The organism is Pseudomonas sp. R9.37 (assembly GCF_963878885.1).
Classification (GTDB): Bacteria; Pseudomonadota; Gammaproteobacteria; order Pseudomonadales; family Pseudomonadaceae; genus Aquipseudomonas.
The window spans coordinates 399,843-417,087 of the sequence record NZ_CAWNZA010000011.1; the positions used below are offsets into that span (position 1 = coordinate 399,843).

Here is a 17,245-nt window from a genome sequence, read left to right on the forward strand (position 1 = left end):
GTAGGAATTGTTCACTTCGTGACACATCTCGATACTTTCATGAATGTTCACGAAGGCGTAGGCTGCGCGTTCATTTCGCCAGCACCCCAGACCATGCTTCAACAATTTCTGCATGACTTCGGCTACTTTGCGCTCTTCCTGGGCACGTTCTTCGAAGGCGAAACCATTCTGGTTCTCGCAGGCTTCCTGGCGTTCCGTGGATACATGGATATCAACCTGGTGGTGGTCGTTGCCTTCTTTGGCAGCTATGCCGGTGACCAGCTGTGGTACTTCCTGGGGCGCAAGCATGGCCGCAAACTGTTGGCGCGCAAGCCGCGCTGGCAATTGATGGGCGACAAAGCGCTGGAACACATCCGCAAGCATCCGGATATCTGGGTGTTGAGCTTTCGGTTCGTCTACGGGCTGCGCACCGTGATGCCGGTGGCGATTGGCTTGTCCGGCTACCCGCCTTTGCGCTACCTGCTGCTCAACGGCATTGGCGCGGCGGTGTGGGCGGCGGCGCTGGGCGCTGCGGCTTATCATTTTGGCGCGGTGCTGGAAGGCATGCTCGGCAGCATCAAGAAATATGAGCTGTGGGTGCTGGGCGCACTGCTGTTGCTGGGCTTGGGCCTGTGGCTGCGCCGACGCTTCAAGAACGCGCGCATTGCCCGCCAGGCCTGCGAAGATGCCAAGGCCCGGCTGGCCGCAGAGCAACTCGCCGAGCCCGCCAAGGTCGACGCGCCTAAGACGCCAATCGAGTAAGCCGGTCTCTGCAGCAGTAGAGACCCATCACGCTGAGCAAGCTGTAACTCACTAGGCCCAGCCAGCCCAAATTGCTGGCCGGCCACAGCCCCACCACCGGCGCCAGCCATACCAACGGTACATTCAGGCCCAGGCGCACCAGCTCGGCTTTCAGGGCCCAGGGGCGATTTTCCAACGCCACGCCCAGCGTGAACAACCCTGACGCCATCGCGCTCCAGCCCAGGATCAACGCCGCTGTGGGCAGCCCTTCGCCGGCATTCATCAGATAGCTGCCAAACCCCACATATGCCGCAAATTGCAGGGCAACGTAGATTTGCTGGCGTGCGTCCAGCGGCACTTCGAATTTGCGGAACTGGCTCAAATCGGGCTTGGCCAGCGGGTATTTGGCTTTGACATCCGCCGGGCGCCACCCGGTGCGCATGAACCAGATGCGCAGCTTGTCCCACCAGCTCTCGGTACGCCGCGCATCACTCCACAACTGCGCATAAAACTGCAGGTTGGCCCACAGCGGGTTCCAACTGGCCAAGGGCGTGGTCACGCCAAAGATCACCGGCTCGTTGTCGTCTTCTTCCTGGAAGCTGCCGAACAGCCGGTCCCAAATAATGAACACGCCGCCATAGTTGCGATCCATGTAAAGAGCGTTCTGTGCATGGTGAGCCCGATGATTGGACGGTGTGACGAAGAACCATTCGAACCAGCCAAGCTTGGGCACGTGGCGGGTGTGCACCCAGAACTGATACAGAAGATTGAGCGAGGCCACGCTGATAAACACCACCAGCGGCACGCCCACCACGGCCAGGGGCAGGTAGAAAATCCAGCTCAGCAAGAAGCCGGTACTGGTCTGGCGCAGGGCGGTGGTGAGGTTGTAGTCCTCGCTCTGGTGATGCACCGAGTGCGCGGCCCACAGGATGTTGCGCTCATGCCCGCAACGATGCAGCCAGTAGTAGCAGAAGTCATAGAACACAAAGGCGAATACCCAGGTCCACACGCTCTGGGCCGAGAGTTCGATCAAGGCCAGGTGCTTGAGGGCGAAGGCGTAGGTCAGCAGCCCGACGCCTTTTGTCAGCAAGCCCGTGGTGGTGGACAGCACGCCCGTGCTGAGGCTGTTGATGGCGTCGGCCACCCGATAGTTGCGCTCGCCGCGCCAGCGGTCGGCCAGCAGCTCAACGACGATCAAGGCGATGAAAAACGGTACCGCGTAAGGCACAAAGTCCATGGGCTAGTCCGGTCTGTTTTTGTTACATCAAGATTAGGTGTAGCGGCGCGAGATCCCATTGGCAACAGGTGACAAATTAGTAGACATTTAACGCCATGAAATAGGGAGAAATACTCATGAGCAAAAAGATTGCAGTGATCCTTTCCGGCTGTGGCGTGTACGACGGCGCAGAGATCCACGAAAGCGTGATCACCTTGCTGCGCCTGGACCAGCGGGGCGCCCAGGTCCAATGTTTTGCGCCGGATATCGCGCAACATCACGTGATCAACCACCTCACCGGCGAAGAGATGCCCGAGTCGCGTAACGTGCTGGTGGAGTCGGCGCGGATTGCCCGGGGTGACGTGAAAAATATTCAAGAGGCCCGCGCCGAAGACTTTGATGCGCTGATCGTGCCCGGCGGGTTTGGCGCAGCGAAGAACCTGTCGAACTTTGCCGTGGAAGGCGCAGGTTGCAGCGTCAATCCGCAGGTGCTGGCGCTGGCGGAAGCCTTCGCCGAAGCGAGCAAGCCGGTGGGGCTGATCTGCATTTCGCCGGCACTGGCCGCGAAAATCTACGGCCCCGGCGTGACCTGCACCATCGGCAACGATGCCGACACCGCCGCTGCCCTCGACAAGATGGGCGCCACCCACCGCGACTGCACAGTGGAAGACATCGTCGAGGACACCCCGCGCAAACTGGTGAGCACCCCGGCCTACATGCTTGGCAAGAACATCAGCGAAGTGGCCTCAGGTATCAACAAACTCGTGGATCGGGTATTGGAATTGACTCACGAGGATGATTGATCGCCTCCCGAACACTTAAGGGTGGCTAGCCCACCCGTTGTGGCGGGCAAGCTCTTCGTGGCGATCAGGGCTTATTGTGGCGAGCGGGCTTGCACCGCGTTGGGCTGCGCAGCAGCCCTAATTCAGGCGACGCGGTCAGTCAGTTAATCTGCGGCGTGAAGTTTTGGGGCGGCTTCGCCCCCCAACGCGGGGCAAGCCCGCTCGCCACAAGAACACCGCTCGCCAACGTCAGGCCTCGCGCATTAGCTTGGTCAATATCCTGTCCAGCGCATTGGCAAACGCCTGCTTATCCTTTTCGCCATGGGGCGGCGGCCCTCCGCCCATCTGGCCCTGCTCGCGCAGATCAGTAAACAGGTTACGCACTGCCAGCCGTTCGCTCATGTTTGCCGGGCTGAACTCCTTACCGCGTGGGTCAAGGGCCGTGACGCCCTTCTTCACCAGCCGGTCGGCCAAGGGCACGTCGCTGCAAATCACCAGCTCACCGGGCACGGCGTGTTCCACCAGGTAGTCATCCGCCGCATCCGGGCCGCTGGGTACCACGATCAACTTCACACACGCAAAGCTCGGTTTGATCTGGCTTTGCCCCGCCACCAGCACCACCTCGAACTGGCGCTTGAGGGCGAATTTCACCACCTGGTCCTTGGCCGCCCGTGGGCAAGCATCCGCATCGATCCACACGCGCATGGTCAGGCTGCCACGCGGCGTTTTTCTGCCAGGCGGCTGCGGCCGTACAGCACCACAATCGCCAGGATCGCCACGGCCTGCGCACTCAACGAATACGCGTCGGCGTGGATGCCCAGCCAGTCGAAGTCAAAGAACGCCACCGGCCGTGTGCCGAAGATGCCGGCTTCCTGCAAGGCCTTCACGCCATGGCCGGCGAACACCACCGACAGCGCGCACAGCAGCGCTGCGTTGATGCCGAAGAACAACGCCAAGGGCAGCTTCGCCGAGCCGCGCAGGATCACCCACGCCAGGCCCACCAGCAGCACCAGCGCCGTGGCGCCACCGGCCAGCACCGCGTTGTGCCCGGCAGGGCCGGCTTGCAGCCACAGGGTTTCGTAGAACAGGATCACTTCGAACAGCTCGCGGTACACCGAGAAGAACGCCAGCATCGCAAAGCCGAAGCGCCCGCCGCCGCCCACCAGGCTGCTCTTGATGTAATCCTGCCAGGCCGCCGCGTGGCGTCGGTCGTGCATCCACACGCCCAACCACAGCACCATCACGCTGGCGAACAGTGCCGTGCAGCCCTCAAGCAATTCGCGCTGGGCGCCGCTGACGTCAATCACATACGCCGCCAATGCCCACGTCGCCAGGCCGGCCAACAGCGCCAGGCCCCAACCGACGTTGACGCTGCGCACCGCCGATTGCTGGCCGGTGTTACGCAGGAAAGCCAGAATCGCCGCCAGCACCAGGATCGCTTCCAGACCTTCACGCAACAGAATCAGGAGGCCGGAGATATAGCTCAACGACCAGCTCAAGCCATCGCTGCCCAGCAAGCCGGCAGATTCAGTGAGTTTGCCCTTGGCCACGTCCAGACGCTGTTGCACCTGCTCGATCGGCAGGCCGTCCTGCAATGACTGCCGGTAGGCCATCAGGGCTTTCTCGGTGTCCTTGCGCACGTTGGCATCGACGTTGTCCAACGAGCTTTCTACCAGCTCAAACCCTTCCAGGTAGGCGGCTACCGACAAGTCGTAGGCCTGTTCGTGATCACCGTTGCGGAACGCGGCAAGGCTCTTGTCCAACGTGGTCGCGGTGTAATCGAGCAACTGTGCCGGGCCACGCTTGACCTGCGGCGGCTGCGCACGTTGGGCGCGGAACGTCGCGGCGGCGGCCGGGCCGTTTGCGGCCAGCACTTCATTGGGGGTCTGGCGGGCCAGGTCGGCAAGGTTGAAGGGTTGTTCGCTGTTTGCCGCAGCCGGGTCAGCGGTGAAACCGGCGATGTAGGTCGCCAGGTCCCAGCGTTGACGGTCATCGAGTTGGTCGGCGAAAGACGGCATGTCAGTGCCCTCGACGCCCAGGCCGAGTGTGTTGTAGATCGCGTAAAGGCTCAGGCGGTCCAGGCGCGCGGCGTCACGCAGGTTCGCGGGCGGCGGCGTCATGCCGGTGCTGGCCGGGCCATCACCGGCGCCCGCAGTGCCGTGGCACACCGAGCAGTGCTGGGCATAGAGCGGTGCGCCGCGCGTGGGGTCTGGTGTGATCGCCGGAGCCTGGCTGACTTCGTACGCCACTGCCAACTTGGCACCCAATTGACGGGCCTGGTGGGCGACGGTCGCGCCCTCTTCGCGCGCGGTCACCGCCGCCAGCAATTCATTGACGCCCTTTATCAAATCGGCGCGTTCGGGCTTCTCGGGTAAATCCGCTACCAGGCCCTGCAATACCCCAAGAAACTCCACCTGCTCGCGGTATTCGGATTCATCCACGACCGTGCCCGCGTCCACCGTCGGCGGGTAGTCGGCCCCGATGTAATCGAGCAGATGCAAGGCTTGAGGCGCGCCCTCGGCAGTGGCCGCCAACAGATTAAAGCTGCACGACATCAGCGCCGGCAGCATCAGCCAGGCGAGAAAACGGTAAAGGGCAGTCATGAATGAATCTCAAAGGGAAATGCGAAGTAACACATTGTTTAACGTTAAGGGGTTTGACTCAAGACGTCAGTGATAAGGCGATGGAAATATCGCGGTCGACATGATGGCAATCGCACCAATAAACGAAGCAAAAAGCCATTGTTTTGCCAGTAATGGCGCCTATAATGCCGCGCCCTGTTATTGCGAAAGGGAATTTATTTCCTCGTTTTTATGAGGAATAGGCACATAGGCTGATTATTTTCAGGGAAGAAGTTTGTATGGCATTTCGCGCCTTAACCCCGCTCGCGCTCGCGGCGGTGACCTTGCTGTCCGGTTGTTCGATGTTTCGCAGCTACGACACGGAGCTGCAAGCCACCAACCAACAGCTGGCCACCGGCAATGTCGACGGTGCCCTGACCCTGCTGGAAAAAAACAATACTGGCGACGACAAAGACCTGCTCTATTTCTTCGAAAAGGGCGAGCTGTTGCGCGCCAAGGGCGACCTCACCGGCAGCCAGACCGCCTGGCGCAGCGCCGACCTGCAAGTCTACAAGTGGGAAGAGTCGGTCAAGTTCGACAGCGAAAAGTACCTCGCCCAGTTCGGCAGCTTCCTGGTCAACGACAAAGTGCGTCGCTACGAAGGTTATGACTACGAAAAAGTCATGCTCACCACCCAGATGGCCTTGAACCTGCTGGCCGTGAATGACTTCGACGGTGCCCGCACCGAGATCAAGAAGACCCACGAACGTGAAGCGGTGATCGCCGACCTGCGCGACAAGGAATACCTCAAGCGCGAAAACGAAGCCGAGCGCCAAGGCGTGACCACTCAGATCAAAGACCTGCGCGGTTACCCGGTGGAAGCGCTGGACGCGCCGGATGTGGTCGGCCTGAAAAACAGCTACCAGAGTGCGTTCAGCCATTACCTGGCAGGCTTCGTCTACGAAGCCCTCGGCGAAAAAGACCTGGCTGCGCCCGGCTACCGCAAGGCCGCCGAGCTGCGCCCCAACACGCCGCTGCTGGAGCAGGCGTTGCTCGAGCTGGACAAGTCCAGGGTCGGCGCCGATGAGACCGACGTGCTGATCGTGGTCCAGAGCGGCCTGGCACCGGCACGCGATTCGATCCGCCTGCCATTGCCAATCCCGATCAATGGCAACCTGGTGATCACACCGCTGTCGTTCCCGGTGATCAAGGCCGATAACTCCACGGCGACCTTTGCCCAGATCGGCGTGGACGGCAGGCAACAGAACCTCACCGCACTCAACAGCACCACGGCCATGTCGCGCCGCGCGCTGCGTGACGACATGCCGGGGATCATCCTGCGCACCACCGTGCGTGCGGTCAGCCGTGGCGTGGCGCAGAACAACCTGAACAAGACCAACCCCATGGCGGGCCTGGTGCTGGGCATCGCCTCGGCCGTGACCGAAGGCGCCGACACTCGCACCTGGCGCACGCTGCCGGACCTGACCCAAGTGACGCGACTGCGCCTCAAGCACGGCGACCATCAGGTCAGCCTCCCCAACGCCCTGGGCGGCACGCTGGTGACGGTCAAGGCCGACCAGCGCTATCAAGTGATCACCCTGCGCGTGGTCGGCAACCAGGTATTCGCGGGTGGCCTCGCGGCCCACGTGGTGCCGAGTGCTGCCAACCAGGCCATCGCCCTCAAACAACCTTAAGGAGCACGCTATGCGTCATTTCATTCTCGGCGCCCTGGCGCTGGTCCTGCTCGCCGGCTGTGCCACCCCGCCGCCGCCGGAGCCTGGCAGCGCCGCCAGCAAAATCGTGGTGATGGGCACGTTCAAGGGCATCGCCGTCGGTGCCATTCGTGTGGCCCGCGAAAATGGCTTTCTCACCGCCAAGGTGCAGCTGAGCAACATCACCAGCAGCAACCAGATGATGTATTACCGCTTTGCCTGGCTGGGCGCCGACGGCTTCCCGGTGGGCGATGAAGAAACCTGGAAAGTGCTGAACCTGTACGCCAACCAGGCCACTTTTCTGCCGGCCATCGCCAACCTGCCTCAGGCGGCGGACTTTCGTCTTGAAGTGAAAACGCCTTGAAGCCTTCACCTATCAGTTTTCAGAGAGATTTCCCCATGTTTGCACGCGTCTCGATTCTCGCCGTGGTTGCCCTGTTGGCCAGCGGTTGCTCCAACACCTCGCCGGTCCTTGGCGGCAAGAACATCAGCTACGGCGACTCTAAGGCCGTGGAATTGGTCACCAACGAGTTCGGCTCGACCGACCTGCAGATGATCGCCGAAAGCATGACCCGCTCCCTGGCCCAGTCCGGCATCTTGCAGGGCCGCCCGGTCGTGCAGGTGTATGACGTGAAGAACAAGACCAGCGAGTACATCGACACCCGTGAGATCACCACGTCGATCAAGACCCAGCTGATGAAGACCGGCACTGCGCGCTTCGCCAGCGACAACACCGATATGCAGAGCCAGGTTGATCAGCTCAAGCTGCAAAACCAAAGCGGCCTGTACAAAAAAGCCACGGTCAGCAAGACCGGCAATATGGTCGCCGCCAAGTACCGCCTGGAAGGCTCCATCAGCTCCATCGTCAAGCGCAGCTCGGACTACAAAGACGTCTTCTACAAATTCAGCCTGCAGCTGATCGACGTCGAGAGCGGCCTGGCCGAATGGATGGACGAGAAAGAAATCCGCAAAACCACGGAGCGCTGAGCAATGCGTGCATGGATCGGCATGATCGGCCTGCTGTGCGCCTTTGGCGCCTCGGCCGCCCCGAAGATCGCGGTGACTGACCTTGCCTACGAGGCGCGGGTTGAGGAGTACATCCACGCGGTCTCGGCCAGCAACAACTTCCAGGCCAGCGCCTATCAGGCCAGCGGTGCGTCGAGCTACAGCGAGTATGAGAGCCGCACCAGCTACATCGAACAGGCTGAGCTGCGTAAATTCAGTGGTGATATCAAGGGCGAGATTCTCAAGTCGCACCAGTTCCAGCTGGTACAGGGCACGCCTTACACCGCCGACGCCAAGGGCGATGTGTATGACGTGATCAAGCGCATCAAGGCTGGCAACTTCAAGGGCGCCGACTACGTGCTGTTCGGCACCTTGTCAGACATCGACTTCACCCAGGACATCAACGCCCTGGACCACACCAACAGCTACTCGGCCGTGCTGGGCCTGACGCTGGTGGCGGATTTCAGCCTGATCAACACGCGCACCTTCGAGATTACCTCGGCATTTACCGCGATGGGTGAAGGCCAGGACACCAAGCTGGTGAACAGCCGCGATCTACGCGTGAGCCTGAACCGGCCACGGGTGGTAAGGGACGTGTCCAAAGCCTTGGGTGAAGATGTGGCCCGGCAATTGGCAGAGCAGCTGGGCGGCGGGTATCAAGAACCCGGCAAGCCTGCGCTGCGCAACAACCTGCCAAGGGACGAAGCGCCGAAGATTCTGCGCTGAGCACTCGTCTCAGAGCCAACACATAACAAATGTGGGAGCTGGCTTGCCTGCGATACAGACACTGCGGTGCGTCAGTTACACCTCGGTGATGCTATCGCAGGCAAGCCAGCTCCCACATTTTTGATCCGGTTTCGTCAATCAAGCCGTTGCGCGATGCAGACTGGCCAGGAAACCCGCAGCCCCCACAAACAACCCGGCAAAGGTGCGGTTCATGCGTTTTTGCTGTTTAGGCGTGCGCAGCAGGCGCAAGACCTTCGACGCCAGCCCCGTATAGCCCGCCATCACGATCATATCGACGCAGATCATGGTCGCGCCCAGGATCAGGTACTGAATCAGCAGTGGCGCCTGCGGGTTCACGAACTGCGGCAGCACCGCCAGCATGAACACCAGCGCCTTGGGGTTGCTGGCATTGACCAGAAAACCACGGAACATCATCGCCAGCGGCTTGCCGATCGGGCGTATGGCTGAATCTTCGCTCATGTCCATGGGCAGCGCGCGCCATTGCTTGACCGCGAGGTACACCAGGTACGCCACGCCAAACCATTTGATCGCATAAAACGCGTTCGAGGACGCCGCCAGAATGGCACCCAGGCCACCCGCGACCACGGCAATCTGCATCGCCAGGCCCAGTTGCAGGCCAATGGCATTCCAATAGCCGCGCAGGAAACCGTATTGCAGGCCGCTGGACATCGACGCGATGGCGCCAGCGCCGGGGGACAGGGAGATGATCCAACTGGCCACAAAAAAGGCCAGCCATGTGTCGAGTGCCATTACACACCTCAGAGGGAGAGTTAGCGGTTGAGCCTAAAGCTAACTCCGCCGAGCAAAGGCTGGCTAGATATTTTTACAGGATGTAAATACTAGCGGTCGCCCGGAAACACATGGGTGCCGGGCCAACGCCGCACCGAGCGCTGGAAGAACAGGCTGTTAGGCACTTGCACCATCGCACTGTCGGTACCGGCGTCCTGCACTTCGATCAATGTGGTGTAGAGCAGGTTGATCGCCACGACCCGGCCTTTGACGCCCGGTTTGTCGACGGTATCCACCAACTCGACGATGTCACCCAGGCGGAACGGCCCGACGGTGAAAATCAAGATCGCGCACAGCAGGTTGGACAGCACCGACCACATGGCGAAAAACGCCACGGCGGCCACTGCGACAAACCCCGACAGCGCCGTCCACAGCACCGTGGCTGACACACCAAGACGGCCCAGCACAAAGATCAACGCGCTGCCCATGATCAGCCAGCGCAGGCCGCCACGCAGGGGCATCAGCAGTTGTGGCGGGAACGGGTAGCGCTCCCCCAGACGATTCAGGCCCTTGGCGACGAAGCGCTGGGCGAGATAACCCGCCAGCAGGATCAGCAGGATTTGCACAGCGATCCAGACCGGTTCGACCCACTGCGTCGGCAATGGCAATTGCAGCGCTTCCATCAGGACAGCGCCTCCAGCTCCGCTTGCAGGGTTTCCAGCAGTTCGAGGGCTTCCATCCAGGTTTCCTCCAACTGACCTTCACGCACCTTGAGCTTGGCTTGTTCGGCCAACAGGTCGCGCAACTCGTCCTTGCGCGCCGCCTCGTACACGGCGCTGTCGCCCAGGCTGGTTTCGATCCTGGCCAGGCGCTCGTGCACCTTGCCCAGCTCGGCTTCCAGCTTGTCGGCTTCGCGCTTGTGCGGCGCCAGCTGCTGGCGCAGTGCGGCGGCGGCCTGGCGCTGGGCCTTCTTGTCAGTTTTGTCCGGGTTGACCGGCGTGTTGCTGGCCGGCGCGTTGCGCAGACGGTAGTCCGTCAGCCACCGTGCGTAGTCGTCCAGGTCGCCGTCGAACTCTTCAACTTTGCCGTCAGCCACCAGCAGGAAGTTGTCGGTGGTGCTCTTGAGCAAGTGGCGATCGTGAGACACCACCAGTACCGCACCACTGAATTCCTGCAAGGCCATGGTCAGCGCCAGGCGCATTTCCAGGTCCAGGTGGTTGGTCGGTTCGTCGAGCAGCAGCAGGTTTGGCCGGTCCCAGGCGATCAGGGCCAAAGCCAGGCGGGCTTTTTCGCCGCCGGAGAAGTTCAACACGGGCTCATCGATGCGTGCGCCACGGAAGTCGAAGCCACCGAGGAAGTCACGCAAGGTTTGCTCACGTTCGGTCGGCGCCAGACGCTGCAGGTGCAGCAACGGGCTGGCCTTGGAACCGAGGGAATCCAGCTGATGCTGCGCGAAGTAGCCCACCACCAGGTTCTCGCCGCGCGTCAGGCGGCCGGCCAGGGGTTGCAGTTCACCCGACAGGTTCTTGATCAGCGTCGACTTGCCTGCGCCGTTGGGGCCGAGCAAACCGATACGCGCACCCGGCGTGAGCTGCAGCTTGACCTTCTCCAGGATGGTTTTGTCGCCATAACCCAGGCGTGCATCCGAGAGGTCCAGCAACGGGCTGGAGATCTTTACCGACTCGCGGAACACGAAGTCGAACGGCGAATCGACGTGCGCCGCCGACAGCTCTTCCATGCGCTCCAACGCCTTGATCCGGCTCTGGGCCTGACGGGCCTTGGTGGCCTGGGCCTTGAACCGGGCGATGTAGCTTTCCATGTGCGCACGTTGCGCTTGCTGCTTCTCGAAGGCTTGCTGCTGCTGAGCCAGGCGTTCGGCACGGGCGCGTTCGAACGCGGTGTAGCCGCCACGGTAGAGCGTGATTTTCTTCTGTTCGACGTGGGCGATATTGTCGACCACAGCGTCGAGGAAATCCCGGTCGTGGGAAATCAGCAGCAAGGTGCCCGGGTAGCTCTTGAGGAAATCCTCCAGCCACAGGATCGCATCGAGGTCCAAGTGGTTGGTCGGTTCGTCGAGCAGCAACAGGTCGGATGGGCACATCAGCGCCTGGGCCAGGTTCAGCCGCATGCGCCAGCCGCCGGAGAAGTCGGCGACCGGACGGTCCATCTGTTCATTGGTAAAACCAAGGCCGGCCAGCATCTTGCGGGCGCGAGCGTCGGCCGTGTAGCCGTCGGCACTGTCGAGTTCCGAGTGCAGGCGGGCCTGGGCGGCGCCGTCCTGGGCTTTCTCGGCCTCGGCCAGGTCGTGTTGTACCTGGCGCAGGCGCAGGTCGCCATCGAGCACGTAGTCGATCGCGATGCGGTCCAGGGTGTCGATCTCCTGGCGCATATGGGCGATGCGCCAGTCGGCCGGCAGCAGGCAGTTCCCGGAATCCGGGGTCAGCTCACCGAGCAACAGGGCGAACAACGTGGATTTGCCGGCGCCGTTGGCACCGATCAGGCCGGCTTTGTGACCGGCGTGCAGGGTCAGCTCGGCGTCTTCAAGAAGACGTTGCGGGCCACGCTGTAATGTTAGGCTTTGAAGTCGGATCATAATGGCGGCGGAGTCTACCAGCTTCGTTGGCCGCTGGCTTGGGTGTGAATATGTGCGCTGACCTGTGGAGCTTTGCCCTCTCGACGTATGCCCACTCGGGCGTCGAAGCCGCTTGCCTGCGCTTGCAGGCACAAGGCGCGGATGTGTGCCTGTTGCTCTGCGGCGCCTGGCTGGAGCAGCGCGGTGTTGCACCGACCGCCGAACGCATGCAGGCGTTGCGCCAGATTGCGCAGCCGTGGCAGCAAGAAGTGGTCGAACCATTGCGGCAGATACGCGTGCAATGGCGAGCCGTGGCGCAACAGGATGCGCAATTGGCGACGCTACGCGAAAGGGTCAAGGCCCTGGAGTTGGAAGCTGAACGGCAGTTGCTGACGCGCCTGCAAGCGCTGGCGCAAACATGGCCGACGGGCGAGAAAGGGGGTCAATCGAGATGGCTTGAAGGCTTGGCGACCGAAGCCGCCAACCTTGACCACGACGCGCTGCAGTCGCTGCGCGTCGAGGCCACCGGCACTTAGGAAGCGCTGGTTGGGGTGGTGCTTGGCGCTACCGGTGCAGGCGTGCTGCTGGCCGACGCCGTTGGAGCGGTGGACGGTGCCGGGGTAGCAGTCGGAGCTGCAGGGGTTGCTGGCTTGGCCGGTGCAGGCTTGGCGGCTGGCTTTGCAGCAGCGGGTTTTGCGGCTGGCTTGGCAGCTGGTTTTGCAGCAGCCGGTTTGGCAGCTGGCTTGGCCGCTGGTTTTGCAGCAGCGGGTTTAGCGGCTGGCTTGACGGCTGGTTTTACAGCAGCAGTTTTAGCGGCTGGCTTGGCAGCTGGTTTTGCAGCAGCAGTTTTAGCGGCTGGCTTGGCAGCTGGCTTAGCAGCAGTTTTGGCAGCTGGCTTGGCGGCTGGTTTTGCAGCAGCAGTTTTAGCGGCTGGCTTGGCAGCTGGCTTAGCAGCAGCAGTTTTGGCAGCTGGCTTGGCGGCTGGTTTTGCAGCAGCAGTTTTAGCGGCTGGCTTGGCGGCTGGTTTTGCAGCAGCAGTTTTAGCGGCTGGCTTGGCGGCTGGTTTTGCAGCAGCAGTTTTAGCGGCTGGCTTGGCGGCTGATTTTACAGCAGCAGTTTTAGCAGCTGGTTTTGCAGCAGCAGTTTTGCCCGCGGATTTGGACGCTGCTTTAGTCGAAGCCTTCGACGCAACGGCTTTTGCTGGCGTGCGAGCACCCAGTGCTTTAGCCACGGCTTCTTTCACACGACCAACGCCCTGGGCCAGCTTCAGGCTTTCCTGAGCATCGCGTTTGAGTTGGGAAATGTAGGTGCGGGTTTCAGCTTGGCGATCCTTGAGGGCGTCCAGCAGATCCTCAAGTTCTTTGACGGCGTCTTTGGCTTTGGCTTGTGCCTTGGCCTTGCCGGCGGTGGCGGCGTCTTGCAGTTTGGTACGGGATTTGTGCAGCTTTTCTTGCGCTTTACCGCGTTGTTTTTCCAATTTGGCGAGCAGTTTTTCTGCATCAGCCAAGGCTTGGGAACACGCGCTTTCCAGATGTTCGAGCAAGCTGCCCGAAAGTTGTTGGAGTAAATGCAACGGGGTATTTACAGGCTTCTGTTTGGCCGACATGGTTTACCTCCTGGCTGACGTGGGTGCGGCTCATACTAGCCCTCTGCTCTTACCGCCGCTAGGGCATGTTGACAGTATCGTTTGCCTTGCGTTGCACCGTAGGAAAATTCTTATCGATATAACGAAAAACCACGGCACTTTTTACGCACTCACACTGGCATAATCCGTCGCACTTTCGGCGGGAGAATAACCATGTCGCGTTACCTTTTTTTAATGCTTGGCTTGGTGGTTTCCATGACCCATGCGGCAGAACAATCGCCGTCAAAAACTACAGCCCAAGACCCGCACGACCTTGCTTACAGCTTGGGCGCCAGCCTCGGCGAACGACTGCGCCAGGAAGTGCCCGACCTGCAGATCCAGGCGTTGATCGATGGCCTTAAACAAGCCTATCAAGGCAAACCACTGGCGCTGGACAATGCACGTATCGAGCAGATCCTCGCCGAGCACGAAGCACAGAGCGCGGCCGAGGTTGAGGCACCGCAAAGCGAAAAAGCACTCGCTGCCGAACAGCAATTTTTATCCAAGGAAAAAGCAGCAGCCGGCGTGCGTGAGTTATCGAATGGCATCCTGCTGACGGAGCTGACGCCGGGTACCGGCAGCAAGCCGTTGGCCAGTGATGAGGTGCAAGTGAAATACGTAGGGCGGTTGCCCGATGGGACTGTCTTCGATCAGAGCACACAACCGCAATGGTTTCGCCTGGACAGTGTGATCAGCGGTTGGAGCAGCGCGCTGCAACAGATGCCGGTAGGCGCGAAATGGCGTCTGGTGATCCCTTCCGCCCAAGCCTATGGCGCCGACGGTGCTGGCGAGTTGATCCCTGCTTATACGCCGCTGGTGTTCGAGATCGAACTGCTCGGCACTCGCCATTGACCCAATAAAAAACGGTGCGCCATGCGCACCGTTTTTTGTCTCGCCGCCAAGGCTCAGGCCTGGGTGGCGGCCTCTTCTTTGTGAGCGTTGTGCAACACTTCGATCAGGCAATCTTCCAGCTCGAAACGTTCGTGCAGTAACCCGCCAAGCTCTTTGAATTTTTCGGCGACACATTTGCCGGCATCGCACAATTCGGTGAACACCAGCAGTTTTTCCGTGATGACATCGATGCGCGGGTAGATGGTCTCGGCCAAGTCCAGACCACGCTGATCATCAAAGGCTTCCGCCTCTTTGGTCAGTTGTTCGTAGACGCCGAAATGTCCGGCAGACACGTAGTCCACCAACACAGCGCAAAAGTCTTGCAGCGGCTCGCGATTCTCACCCAATGCTTCGGGCTTGGCGCCAAGAGCATCAAAGGCCCGAACCAGTTCGTGACGTGCCTTCAACCAGCTGTCGATCAGCTTGTGCACCCCACCCCAGCGTTCCTGAGCATTCTGACAACTTTCCAGCATGATGATCTCTCTTCCCTATAGGGGGCGCTGCCGCCTGTGCCCGCGCAACACTCAAGGATAAAAGCAGCAGCCGGACAAGGCCGCATTTGGCAAACGGTTTCGATAATGCGTGCGGGCCAGATTATGCCCGCATGACTATGGCTTCAAGGTACGCAGGAGAGAAAGTTCATACAAGTGTTTAATCCCGTCCTACGACCCGCGACACACTTTCAAGGCCTTGCGAGACCCCATCGGCGACTTAAAAACAACCGCGAAAACTGCAGGATGCCCAGCATCAGCATGGCCAGGAAGAACAGCAAGCTCCATTCGGGAACGCTGAGATCGAACAGTGTCCAATTGATCTCAACGCAATCGACAGTGCCTTTGACGGTCAATTGCAGCGCTTGCCACAGCGACAGGTTTTCAATCATGTAGTGCAGGCTTGGCCAACAATCGGTGGTCTGCCCCGGTGCGGCATTTTGTAGCAGCACCTGGCGTACGGCAGTGATGGCGCCGAGCAATGCGCAGCCCATGCTGGCAAACCCGTAGAGGTAAACCGCAGAGCGCTTTGGATTATGAATTGCCGCGACCAGATTGATCAGCGTGAAGGCTGCCAGAAAGATACGTTGCAGCTGGCAAAGGAAACACGGGCGTAGCAACGCGCCGTACTCAAGATAAAACGACGCGCCCAACGTCAGCACACCAGCCATGAACGCCAGGAAAAACAAGGAGCGTGAAGGGGCCAAAGACATTGTTATCCGTACCGCAAGAGATAGGCCGTCACGGTAGAGGAAAGGCCTGACCCCTTTCAATACTCGTTAGAGCAGACAATTCCGCGAGAGCATAGGGATATCTCGTCAGACCCTGGATGACTTTAAGCAGCTATCAGTAGGAATTTACTACGTAGCGCTTTAGACCCAGTATTTACTGGCTAACGAAGGGTTGGCTCTCAGAAACGTCCGAGCCAACCTTCGCCAACTTTCCTACTTCAAACCCGCGCGGGCATGGGTAACGGTGATGCCAGCAAGCGACTGTCCAGCAGCCCCAGCCCCTCCTGGAACAGCTGATTGCTGCGCTCGGTGTCACCCAATTGGGCCAACAGCCGTGCCAGTTCAGCGCAGGCCTCAGGGTTGCGTTGCACCTGCAGGCTGCTTTCAAGGTAATCCCGCGCCTTGCCCCACAAGCTGTTTTGCAGGCACAAGCGGCCCAGGGTCAGCAGCAAGCTGGCGTCACCCGGGTGATCCTTGAGCCAGCCTTCGGCAAACTTCAATTGCCGGGCCGAATCAGCGCCCCGCAACAAACCATAAAGCCGGATCAAGTGGCTGTCATAGCCGCGCTTGATGGCGCTGCGCAGCACGTCCTCAGCCTTGGCGTCGGCCCCCAGCCGGCGCAGTTGCTCGGCGTATGCCAGAACCAGCTGCGGCTCCTGGCGCTGGGCGGATGTGAGTTGCTCCCACGCCCGATCAAGAGACTGCAAGCCTGCTTCACCCTGCTCTTCACGCTGGGCCGCCAGCCCGAGGTTTTCACCCCAGGCGCGACGCTCCAGCTCGGCCAGCTCGCTGGCGGGAAGGACTTTGTCTTTTCGCAGTTCCGGCAACAAGCGAATCACTGATGACCAATCGCCCCGCTGCTGATGCAGACGCTGCAACTGTCGCAACACCTGCGGATTGTGCGGATGACGCTCGTGCATTGCCTGCAAGGTCACCAAGGCGCCTTCTGTATCGCCACGGTCCATCTGCAATTGCGCATGGCTCAAGGCAACGGCCAGCTCAGCCTGGGGCTGGCGCTCCAGCGCGCGCTCCAGCAAACCGTCGGATTCTTCATAACGGCCCTGCTCGTTGGCCGCGCGTGCCGCGCCAAGGTAGTACAGCAGTGGCTGGCGCTCCGCTTCGGCGGCGCGGTGCAGGTGGCGTTCGGCACTGGCCCAGCGACCTTCGGCGAGGTCCAGCTGGCCCTGCTCAATCGCAATTTGTACCCGGCGACTGCGGTTACGTCGCGACCATGGGTTGACCACACCACCGGAGGTGCTGAGCAGGCTCAGCAACACACGGATCAGATAGATCGCCAGGCCGACGGCAAACACGGCCACCAGCGTCGCCCACAGGCTCGACTCGTAATGCAGCAGATGGGGATAGGTAATCAGCACGTAGCCGGTGTGCTTGGAAATGCCCACGCCCAGCGCCAGGGCGATTGCAATCGCCAGGACCAGGATCACATAGAAACGCTTCATCGGC

At 60.8% G+C, this 17,245-nt stretch carries 18 protein-coding genes; 8 read left to right on the forward strand and 10 right to left on the reverse strand.

Translation table 11 applies throughout. The features are described from left to right. The first annotated feature begins 93 nt into the window (after window positions 1–93). Window positions 94–741, forward strand: a complete 648-nt coding sequence (locus AACU78_RS08515) for a DedA family protein (RefSeq protein ID WP_106576073.1) — start codon at window positions 94–96, stop codon at window positions 739–741. Here AACU78_RS08515 and AACU78_RS08520 read toward each other — a convergent pair. Next, the gene (locus AACU78_RS08520) at window positions 722–1,957 is read right to left on the reverse strand and encodes a sterol desaturase family protein (RefSeq protein WP_106575800.1); all 1,236 of its coding nucleotides are present in this window, start codon (window positions 1,955–1,957) and stop codon (window positions 722–724) included. The two genes, AACU78_RS08515 and AACU78_RS08520, sit on opposite strands and share 20 nt — an antisense overlap. Window positions 1,958–2,073: 116 nt before the next feature. Between AACU78_RS08520 and elbB the strand changes: the two genes are divergently transcribed. After that, window positions 2,074–2,739, forward strand: a complete 666-nt coding sequence (gene elbB / locus AACU78_RS08525) for an isoprenoid biosynthesis glyoxalase ElbB (RefSeq protein ID WP_106575801.1) — start codon at window positions 2,074–2,076, stop codon at window positions 2,737–2,739. 228 nt (window positions 2,740–2,967) lie between these two features. Here the strand turns inward: elbB and AACU78_RS08530 are convergent, their stop codons facing one another. Together AACU78_RS08530 and AACU78_RS08535 are read right to left on the reverse strand one after the other, a co-directional pair. After that, a complete protein-coding gene (locus AACU78_RS08530) occupies window positions 2,968–3,423 on the reverse strand; it encodes a YaiI/YqxD family protein (protein WP_101273534.1) in 456 nt (151 codons plus the stop codon). A 2-nt stretch (window positions 3,424–3,425) separates the two neighbouring features. After that, on the reverse strand, window positions 3,426–5,321 hold the full coding sequence (locus AACU78_RS08535) for an FTR1 family protein (RefSeq protein WP_106575802.1): 1,896 nt from the start codon (window positions 5,319–5,321) through the stop codon (window positions 3,426–3,428). Window positions 5,322–5,578: 257 nt separating this feature from the next. Between AACU78_RS08535 and AACU78_RS08540 the strand changes: the two genes are divergently transcribed. From AACU78_RS08540 to AACU78_RS08555, 4 genes are read left to right on the forward strand one after another with little or no spacing between them, the layout of a single operon-like run. Next, window positions 5,579–6,973, forward strand: coding sequence for a COG3014 family protein (locus AACU78_RS08540; RefSeq protein WP_106575803.1), 1,395 nt, complete (start codon window positions 5,579–5,581; stop codon window positions 6,971–6,973). Between the two features lie 10 nt (window positions 6,974–6,983). Further along, window positions 6,984–7,355: a YcfL family protein gene (locus AACU78_RS08545; RefSeq protein ID WP_106575804.1), complete on the forward strand. Its 372-nt coding sequence runs from the start codon at window positions 6,984–6,986 to the stop codon at window positions 7,353–7,355. A 35-nt stretch (window positions 7,356–7,390) separates the two neighbouring features. Beyond that, on the forward strand, window positions 7,391–7,978 hold the full coding sequence (lpoB, locus tag AACU78_RS08550; protein WP_106575805.1) for a penicillin-binding protein activator LpoB: 588 nt from the start codon (window positions 7,391–7,393) through the stop codon (window positions 7,976–7,978). A 3-nt stretch (window positions 7,979–7,981) separates the two neighbouring features. Continuing rightward, complete coding sequence (locus tag AACU78_RS08555) at window positions 7,982–8,722, forward strand: penicillin-binding protein activator LpoB (RefSeq protein ID WP_106575806.1); 741 nt, start codon at window positions 7,982–7,984, stop codon at window positions 8,720–8,722. A gap of 138 nt (window positions 8,723–8,860) precedes the next feature. Here AACU78_RS08555 and AACU78_RS08560 read toward each other — a convergent pair whose 3' ends face one another. The 3 genes from AACU78_RS08560 to AACU78_RS08570 form a co-directional block, all read right to left on the reverse strand. Next, window positions 8,861–9,493, reverse strand: a complete 633-nt coding sequence (locus AACU78_RS08560) for a LysE family transporter (RefSeq protein WP_106575808.1) — start codon at window positions 9,491–9,493, stop codon at window positions 8,861–8,863. 89 nt (window positions 9,494–9,582) lie between these two features. Next, entirely contained in the window at window positions 9,583–10,155 is a 573-nt protein-coding gene (locus AACU78_RS08565) for a mechanosensitive ion channel family protein (protein WP_106575809.1), read from the reverse strand. After that, window positions 10,155–12,065: an ATP-binding cassette domain-containing protein gene (locus tag AACU78_RS08570; protein ID WP_106575810.1), complete on the reverse strand. Its 1,911-nt coding sequence runs from the start codon at window positions 12,063–12,065 to the stop codon at window positions 10,155–10,157. Before AACU78_RS08570 ends, AACU78_RS08565 begins: the two co-directional genes overlap by 1 nt. 50 nt (window positions 12,066–12,115) lie before the next feature. Here AACU78_RS08570 and AACU78_RS08575 point away from each other — a divergent pair, with 50 nt between their 5' ends. Further along, on the forward strand, window positions 12,116–12,580 hold the full coding sequence (locus AACU78_RS08575; protein ID WP_106575811.1) for a TIGR02444 family protein: 465 nt from the start codon (window positions 12,116–12,118) through the stop codon (window positions 12,578–12,580). Here AACU78_RS08575 and AACU78_RS08580 read toward each other — a convergent pair. Beyond that, on the reverse strand, window positions 12,577–13,650 hold the full coding sequence (locus AACU78_RS08580; RefSeq protein WP_106575812.1) for an AlgP family protein: 1,074 nt from the start codon (window positions 13,648–13,650) through the stop codon (window positions 12,577–12,579). The genes AACU78_RS08575 and AACU78_RS08580 overlap by 4 nt on opposite strands. A gap of 192 nt (window positions 13,651–13,842) precedes the next feature. Between AACU78_RS08580 and AACU78_RS08585 the strand changes: the two genes are divergently transcribed. Continuing rightward, window positions 13,843–14,520 (forward strand): FKBP-type peptidyl-prolyl cis-trans isomerase, encoded by a 678-nt coding sequence (locus AACU78_RS08585; protein ID WP_106575813.1) that lies wholly within the window; start codon window positions 13,843–13,845, stop codon window positions 14,518–14,520. Between the two features lie 53 nt (window positions 14,521–14,573). Here the strand turns inward: AACU78_RS08585 and rsd are convergent, their stop codons facing one another. From rsd to AACU78_RS08600, 3 genes are all read right to left on the reverse strand, one after another. Next, entirely contained in the window at window positions 14,574–15,032 is a 459-nt protein-coding gene (rsd, locus tag AACU78_RS08590) for a sigma D regulator (RefSeq protein WP_106575814.1), read from the reverse strand. Between the two features lie 209 nt (window positions 15,033–15,241). Further along, entirely contained in the window at window positions 15,242–15,763 is a 522-nt protein-coding gene (locus AACU78_RS08595; protein WP_106575815.1) for a disulfide bond formation protein B, read from the reverse strand. A gap of 236 nt (window positions 15,764–15,999) precedes the next feature. Continuing rightward, a complete protein-coding gene (locus tag AACU78_RS08600; protein WP_106575816.1) occupies window positions 16,000–17,241 on the reverse strand; it encodes a heme biosynthesis protein HemY in 1,242 nt (413 codons plus the stop codon). Between the last annotated feature and the right edge of the window lie 4 nt (window positions 17,242–17,245).

What these genes read in the sequence shown, in the direction of transcription:
- AACU78_RS08555 (WP_106575806.1), top strand. Translation starts at nt 7,982, where the DNA reads ATGCGTGCATGGATCGGCATGATCGGCCTGCTGTGCGCCTTTGGCGCC.
- AACU78_RS08595 (WP_106575815.1), bottom strand. Translation starts at nt 15,763, where the DNA reads ATGTCTTTGGCCCCTTCACGCTCCTTGTTTTTCCTGGCGTTCATGGCT.
- lpoB (WP_106575805.1), top strand. Translation starts at nt 7,391, where the DNA reads ATGTTTGCACGCGTCTCGATTCTCGCCGTGGTTGCCCTGTTGGCCAGC.
- AACU78_RS08530 (WP_101273534.1), bottom strand. Translation starts at nt 3,423, where the DNA reads ATGCGCGTGTGGATCGATGCGGATGCTTGCCCACGGGCGGCCAAGGAC.
- AACU78_RS08575 (WP_106575811.1), top strand. Translation starts at nt 12,116, where the DNA reads ATGTGCGCTGACCTGTGGAGCTTTGCCCTCTCGACGTATGCCCACTCG.
- elbB (WP_106575801.1), top strand. Translation starts at nt 2,074, where the DNA reads ATGAGCAAAAAGATTGCAGTGATCCTTTCCGGCTGTGGCGTGTACGAC.
- AACU78_RS08515 (WP_106576073.1), top strand. Translation starts at nt 94, where the DNA reads ATGCTTCAACAATTTCTGCATGACTTCGGCTACTTTGCGCTCTTCCTG.
- AACU78_RS08580 (WP_106575812.1), bottom strand. Translation starts at nt 13,650, where the DNA reads ATGTCGGCCAAACAGAAGCCTGTAAATACCCCGTTGCATTTACTCCAA.
- AACU78_RS08585 (WP_106575813.1), top strand. Translation starts at nt 13,843, where the DNA reads ATGTCGCGTTACCTTTTTTTAATGCTTGGCTTGGTGGTTTCCATGACC.
- AACU78_RS08535 (WP_106575802.1), bottom strand. Translation starts at nt 5,321, where the DNA reads ATGACTGCCCTTTACCGTTTTCTCGCCTGGCTGATGCTGCCGGCGCTG.
- AACU78_RS08520 (WP_106575800.1), bottom strand. Translation starts at nt 1,957, where the DNA reads ATGGACTTTGTGCCTTACGCGGTACCGTTTTTCATCGCCTTGATCGTC.
- AACU78_RS08600 (WP_106575816.1), bottom strand. Translation starts at nt 17,241, where the DNA reads ATGAAGCGTTTCTATGTGATCCTGGTCCTGGCGATTGCAATCGCCCTG.
- AACU78_RS08545 (WP_106575804.1), top strand. Translation starts at nt 6,984, where the DNA reads ATGCGTCATTTCATTCTCGGCGCCCTGGCGCTGGTCCTGCTCGCCGGC.
- AACU78_RS08560 (WP_106575808.1), bottom strand. Translation starts at nt 9,493, where the DNA reads ATGGCACTCGACACATGGCTGGCCTTTTTTGTGGCCAGTTGGATCATC.
- AACU78_RS08570 (WP_106575810.1), bottom strand. Translation starts at nt 12,065, where the DNA reads ATGATCCGACTTCAAAGCCTAACATTACAGCGTGGCCCGCAACGTCTT.
- rsd (WP_106575814.1), bottom strand. Translation starts at nt 15,032, where the DNA reads ATGCTGGAAAGTTGTCAGAATGCTCAGGAACGCTGGGGTGGGGTGCAC.
- AACU78_RS08565 (WP_106575809.1), bottom strand. Translation starts at nt 10,155, where the DNA reads ATGGAAGCGCTGCAATTGCCATTGCCGACGCAGTGGGTCGAACCGGTC.
- AACU78_RS08540 (WP_106575803.1), top strand. Translation starts at nt 5,579, where the DNA reads ATGGCATTTCGCGCCTTAACCCCGCTCGCGCTCGCGGCGGTGACCTTG.